This window comes from Actinomadura sp. NBRC 104412 (genome assembly GCF_030269515.1).
In the GTDB taxonomy this organism is placed as follows: domain Bacteria; phylum Actinomycetota; class Actinomycetes; order Streptosporangiales; family Streptosporangiaceae; genus Spirillospora.
Genome location: NZ_BSTM01000031.1, coordinates 76039 through 82201, shown reverse-complemented (window position 1 = coordinate 82201; position 6163 = coordinate 76039). Strand labels below are relative to the sequence as shown.

Sequence of the window (6163 nt, the reverse complement as noted above, 5' to 3'; positions counted from 1 at the left end):
CCACCTAACCTCAAGGTGTTCCGCTCGCAAGATGCCCTCGCGGAGTGCGGGTGATCGCCATCAAGAGAAACGAACAATGGGGGTACTACTTCGGCACAGCCGACGGCTCGTACCGCTTCCTGTTCTCCTGCACCGATCCCGCCAGGGCCGTCATGCACCTTCGCAGACACCTGGAGAACCCAACAGACCCGCCATGATGCCGACCGGACGGCAGGACCCCAGCGGAGCACCAGGGAGCCCTCCCCACCAGCCTCCCCCGAGTCCTCCCCTACAGATCACCCCCGAGGTTTTAACAGGTCACAAGCCGCCCAAACCGCCCCGCCAGCTTCCGTGACCCATGGTTGACTCGGGGGCGGAGCCCCCTGCCGGAGCCGTAGAGACCGAGCCCCGATCCCGCACCGGCAGGGGTGGGGGTCGCCCCCAAAAGGACATGCGGCCCGGCGGGACGAGACGCCGCAGCCAGGAACGAGCGAAGGCGCGTCCACTCCGCACCTGAAGGCGCCAGAAGTCGGCTCCTCCATACCCCAGTCGAGCCAATGGGGCAAAGCCCCCAACGGGGGGCAAGGGGCAAAGCCTCGAAGGGGGTGTCGGGGGCGAAGCCCCTGACCGGGGTCGTAGGGGCGGAGCCCCTACCCGGGGTCAGTGGCCGCCGCCGCGAGCCGTCAAGGCGAGCGGCCGGGGGCCGCTGACCCCGCACCGGGCGGCGTGGAGGGTCGCCCTCCCACATATGTCACAGCCCCAACGGGGGTGCAGGGGGCGGAGCCCCCTGCCGGGGGTGTCGGGGGCGGAGCCCCTGACCGGGGTCAGTGGCCGCCGCCGCGAGCCGTCAAGGCGAGCGGCGGTGGTCGCTGGCCCCGCATCGGGGGGTGTGGGGGGTCGCCCCCCCCACACGACAACGTCAGGTGGGGTCGTCTGCGGGAGGAGTGGTGCGCAGGACGGTGGTCACGCGGTTCGCAACGGCCACGAGCGGTACGGCCACGGCGGCACCGGCGATGCCTCCGAGAAGGGTCCCGGCCGTGACGGCGACCAGGACCACGGCGGGGTGCAGGCTGAGGGCGCGGCCCTGGATCAGGGGTTGCAGCAGGTTTCCCTCGGCCTGCTGGACGACGATGACGGCGGCGAGCACCAGGAGGGCGTCGCCGGGGCCGTTGGTGACGAACGCGACGAGGACCGCGGCGGCGCCCGCGACGGTGGCGCCGATGATCGGGACGAACGCCGCGATGAAGGTCAGCAGCGCCAGCGGCAGGGCCAGCGGGACCCCGATCAGGACGAGGGCCACGCCGATGCCCACGGCGTCGACCAGGGCGATGAGGACGATGCCGCGCACGTAGGAGACCAGCGTCACCCATCCGGCCTCGGCCGCGGCGTCGAGCGAGGAGCGGAACCGGGCGGGGAACGCGCGCAGCGTCCACTGCCACATGGTCCGGCCGTCCTTCAGCATGAAGAACAGCAGCACGATGGCGAGCAGGATGGAGCCGACCGCCTGCGCGGCGACGGTGGCGCCGCCCACCGGATCGGGCGCGGCGCCGCGGGCGGCCCTCATGACGCCGTTGACCACCGAGTCCACCTGCGCCTGGCTGATCGGGAACGGGCCGTTCAGCGCGAAGTCGCGCAACCTGCCCAGGCCCGCGTTCAGGCTGCGCTGGAGGTTCGGCACCTGATCCACCACCCGTTCGCCGATCAGCACCAGCGACCCGGTGACGACCACCAGCAGGGCGAGCACCCCGGTCAGCGCCGCGATCCATGGCGGCACCCTCGCGCGCCGCAGCCGGTCGGACAGCGGGTGGACCAGGGCGGCCAGCAGCAGCGCCACCACGATGGCCAGGGTCAGCGGGGCCAGCTGGACGAGCAACTGGACCAGCAGGTAGACCGTTCCCGCGACGATCAGCACGCAGGCGCTCGCGAGCGCCGCGGTGCGCAGCGGGGCGGGCACGGCGTCCCATCCCCGCGGATCCCTTCGGTCGGCGGCGGTCATCGTGCCGCACGTACCCGCCCACGATCATCGGAACCGGCCGGCCCACGGATGGGCGCCGCCCCGGGACGGACCGTTCAGCCGAGGGCGCGTAGGGACTCGCGGAGGGAACCGACCGTGGCGAAGACGGCGGTCGGTTCGTAGCCGCAGTGGGCCATGCAGTTCGCGCAGCGGTCGTCGCGGCCACGGCCGTAGGCGTCCCAGTCGGTCTCCTCGACCAGCTCGCGGTAGGTCGCGGCGTAGCCGTCCGACATCAGGTAGCAGGGACGCTGCCAGCCGAAGATCGAGTAGGACGGGATCGCCCACGCCGTGCAGCCGAACTCGGCCTTGCCCTCCAGGAAGTCGAGGAAGAGCGGCGAGTGGTTGAGCCGCCACCGCTTCCGGTTGCCTCCCGCGAACGCCTTGGCGAACAGCTCGCGCGTCTCCCGTACGCCCAGGAAGTGGTCCTGGTCCGGCGCCCTCTCATAGGCATAGCCCGGGGAGATCATCATCTGGTCGACGCCCAGGTCGTCGTTGAGGTAGTCGAGCACATCGATGACCGTCTGCGGGCTGTCGGTGTTGAAGAACGTGGTGTTGGTGGTGACGCGGAAGCCACGGCGGCGGCACTCCCTGATGGCCTCGACCGCCTGGTCGAACACGCCGTCCTTGCACACCGAGGCGTCGTGGCGCTCGCGCAGCCCGTCGATGTGCACCACCCAGGTGAAGTACCGCGACGGGGCGAACCTGTCGATCTTGCGCGGCAGCAGCAGCGCGTTGGTGCACAGGAAGACGTACTTCCGCATCCTGATGAGCGCCTCGGTCAGCTCCGCGATCTGCGGGTGCATCAGCGGCTCGCCTCCGGCGATGGAGACCATCGGCGCGCCGCACTCGCGTATGGCCGAGACCGCCTGCTCGACCGGCATCCGCTGCTTCAGGACGCTCGCCGGGTGCTGGATCTTCCCGCACCCCGCGCAGGACAGGTTGCAGGCGAACAGCGGCTCCAGCTCCACCAACAGCGGGAACTTCTTCTTGCGCAGGAGCTTGTTGCGCAGGATGTAGCTACCGATGCGAAGGCTCTGGCGGATCGGCATTCCCATTAGCCTCGTACCTCCTTGGCGGGCGGGAAGCGCGGATGCCCGGCGGACCGGGCGGCCCAGGCGGACAGCACAGGGACGGCCCGCCGCAACCGGTGGAGCGCCAGCAGGGCCCGGTACGGCGTGCCGAGACTCGCCAGCGGCTTGTCGGGGGTGTCGACGATGGCGCGCAGCACCACGAAGGGACGGCCGTCCGCCCCCGACGCGAGGGGCGCGGACTCCATGTCCACGGCCAGCGCCCCGTCCACCGCGAGGCGCGAACGTGCCGCGCCGGTGACGATGCGGTCATGCGTGACCAGCGGAGCGCCCCACGCGGGCAGTCCCGCCTCGGTGAGCAGCGACAGCAGGTCAGCGGCCCAGGGGCACGGGACGCGCCGCTCACCGGCCCGCACCTCGGTGGCCACGAACAGGTCCCCGGGACGCGGCCCGGCGGCGGTGAGACCACCGGCGAACCCCAGGACGGCCAGCGCGTCCCCGGCGGGAAGGCGAGGGACGGCGGCCGCGGCACGGCGCGGGCCCACGCCGACCCGCACCGTCGTCCGGCCCCGGCCGCGCACGGCCAGCGTCTCGATCCGCAGGGCGGTGCAGACGACCAGCCGGGTCATGGCACCTGACCTCCTAGGCACGGCAGCGGGCGGCCTGGACGGGCTGCGGGCACCGGAAGGAACGCCCATCGCGCGGGTCCCGGCTCCGTCGCTCAGGGTCCTCCTCCAATAGTGATCTCTTATCCCCTTCCGGTCCACGCCACTCCCCCGGCGGATCACCGGGGTTCTCCGAGGGCCTCGGGGACGGCCTGCCGTTGCCGGGCGTGCGGAGCAGGAACACCCCGCTGAAGACGACCAGGCCCGACCCGATCAGGACGGTCTGGACCGGGTCGAAGCCGAGCAGGGTGACGTCGTGCCGCCTGAGCACGTCCGCCGCGACCCCCGCGAGCAGGGCGGCCAGGGCCAGCCCGGCACGGAGCGAGGCGTGGAAGGCGGTCAGCGCGAGGTTGCGCGCGTAGCCGCCGAGCCCCTCCTGGATGTAGGTGAGCGCGCCGACGAGGGCGCTGGTGGCGGCGGCGCCGAACAGCGCGGCCCCCAGGAACGCCGGGATCTGCGACCCGATCGCGCCCATCGCCGCGATCACCAGGCCCTGCGTCGCGATCGCCACCCGGATCTGCGTGGGGAGGGCGCTCGTCCAGTGCCTGCGCAGGATCAGCAGGCCCAGCACGGCGCCGACACCGAACATCGTCACCAGCAGCCCGAACCCGAACGGACCGGCGTGCAGGACGTTCCGGACGAACAGCACCCCGACCGAGAACAACGCCCCCAGCCCGAGCGCCACGACCGCCACTCCCGGCAGGATGCCGCGCACGACGGGGATCCGCAGCGCGGCGAGGAAGCCCTGGCTCGGCCTCGCGCGATGAGGGTGCCATCGCTCACCGCGCCGCCGCTCGGGTGCCGGGCGCCGTTCACGGGCCGCGCCGCTCGTGGCGCCGGTACGTTGGGCGCCGCCCGTGCCGTTCTGGTCGCCGTGGCGCGGGCCGAGGTCGGGGATGGAACGGATCGCCAGGTAGGACACCAGGTACGACAGCGCGTCCAGCCAGAACACCAGAACGTACACCCAGTGCCCGGCCACGCCGAGGGACCCGGCGAGCCAGGTCAGCAGTCCCAGCAGCCCGGCGCCCAGCGGGATCATGCCGTACTGCGTCCCGAGCGTGATGCCGTTGGCCAGCTCCAGCGTGCGCGGGTCGTGCCCGCTCTCGCGGTCCTCGATCAGGAGGGGCAGGGCCGCGTCCCGGGCGGGCAGGAAGGTCAGGCCGACGACCTCGATGGCGAAGGCCCACAGGTAGACCCACCACAGGTGGGGAAGGACCGGCAGCGCGAAGGCCATCCCCGCGCGGATCAGGTCGGCGGTCATCATCACGTTGCGCCGCGGCCAGCCGGTCACGACACGGGCGGCGAACGGCGCGCCCAGCGCCGAGGGGAGCAGCCGCAGAACGAGGACGCCGCCCACCGCGGTGGTGGAGCCGCTGAGTTCCAGGACGAGGTACAGCAGGGCCAGCGTGCCCATCCAGTCGCCCAGCGAGGAGACCGCCTGGCCGATCAGCAGGTGTCGGAAGTCTCGGCGGCCCAGAAGATCCCTGATCCCCATGCATCGCCCCCTGCCCTGCCTGCCCGTGCCTGCCTGCCCCTGCCTGTCTACCTACCCCTGCCTGCCTCTGCCGCCGACCGAACTCCCCCGGACTACCTATTCCCGGCGATCGCCAGATATGCCTGCCGACCCCCCGGCGAGGCGGCACGAGCGCCCTCGACGCCCTCGTTAAACTGCGACGATGACCGTGGACCCCGGCCGGATGACGGGACGGGTGGCGCTCGTCACCGGCGCCTCGTCCGGGCTCGGCGCGGCGATCGCGACCGCGCTCGCCCGGAACGGCGCGCGGATGGTCGTGCACGGCCGGGACGAGGAAAGACTCGCCGGCATCGCCCGTCTCACCGGCGGCACCCCGATCGCCGCCGACCTCGCCGATCCGGCGGCCGTCCGGGAACTGGCCGCGCGGGCGCTGGAACCCCACGGCCGTCTCGACGTGCTCGTCCATAACGCGGGCTTCGGCTGGGCCGGCCCTCTCACCGGCATGGATCCCAGGGAAACCGATCGGCTGCTGGCGGTCAACCTCGCGGCGCCGATCGCGCTGACCCGCGCGTTGCTGCCCGGGATGCTGGAACGGCACTCGGGGCACCTGCTGTTCGTGTCGTCCATCGCCGGACGGCTGGGCGTCGCGGGCGAGGCGGTCTACGCCGCGTCCAAGGCGGGCCTGGACGTCTTCGCCGAGAGCCTGCGGCTGGAGCTGCACGGTACGGGGGTCACCGTCGGGGTGCTGGTGCCCGGCCTGGTCGACACCCCCTTCTTCGAGCGACGCGGGCGGCCCCACCCCCGGCGCGGGCCACGTCCGATCCCGCCGGAAAGGGTCGCGGACGCGGTGGCGAGAAGCGTCGCACGCGGATCGGCGGAGGTCCATCTGCCGCGCTGGCTACGGCTGCCGGTCGCCGTCCGGGCCATCGCGCCGGGCGCGTACCGCTCGCTGGCCGCGCGCTTCGGCGCCCGCGCCTGACAGTCGGGTGACGCGGCCTCGTGC

At 72.7% G+C, this 6163-nt stretch carries 5 protein-coding genes; 1 reads left to right on the top strand and 4 read right to left on the bottom strand.

Going from position 1 to position 6163, the window contains the following annotated elements:
* Positions 1-898 precede the first annotated feature (898 nt).
* From QSK21_RS29595 to QSK21_RS29580, 4 genes are all read right to left on the bottom strand, one after another.
* Positions 899-1975, bottom strand: a complete 1077-nt coding sequence (locus QSK21_RS29595) for an AI-2E family transporter (RefSeq protein WP_285700712.1) — start codon at positions 1973-1975, stop codon at positions 899-901.
* 74 nt (positions 1976-2049) lie between these two features.
* Positions 2050-3048: an adenosyl-hopene transferase HpnH gene (hpnH, locus tag QSK21_RS29590; RefSeq protein WP_285700711.1), complete on the bottom strand. Its 999-nt coding sequence runs from the start codon at positions 3046-3048 to the stop codon at positions 2050-2052.
* Positions 3048-3650: a phosphorylase family protein gene (locus QSK21_RS29585; RefSeq protein WP_285700710.1), complete on the bottom strand. Its 603-nt coding sequence runs from the start codon at positions 3648-3650 to the stop codon at positions 3048-3050. The genes hpnH and QSK21_RS29585 overlap by 1 nt, the downstream gene beginning before the upstream one ends.
* Positions 3651-3663: 13 nt before the next feature.
* Positions 3664-5181: an MFS transporter gene (locus QSK21_RS29580; RefSeq protein ID WP_285700709.1), complete on the bottom strand. Its 1518-nt coding sequence runs from the start codon at positions 5179-5181 to the stop codon at positions 3664-3666.
* Positions 5182-5362: 181 nt separating this feature from the next.
* On the opposite strand from QSK21_RS29580, the gene QSK21_RS29575 reads away from it, so the two are divergent.
* A complete protein-coding gene (locus QSK21_RS29575; protein WP_285700708.1) occupies positions 5363-6139 on the top strand; it encodes an SDR family NAD(P)-dependent oxidoreductase in 777 nt (258 codons plus the stop codon).
* Positions 6140-6163: the final 24 nt, after the last annotated feature.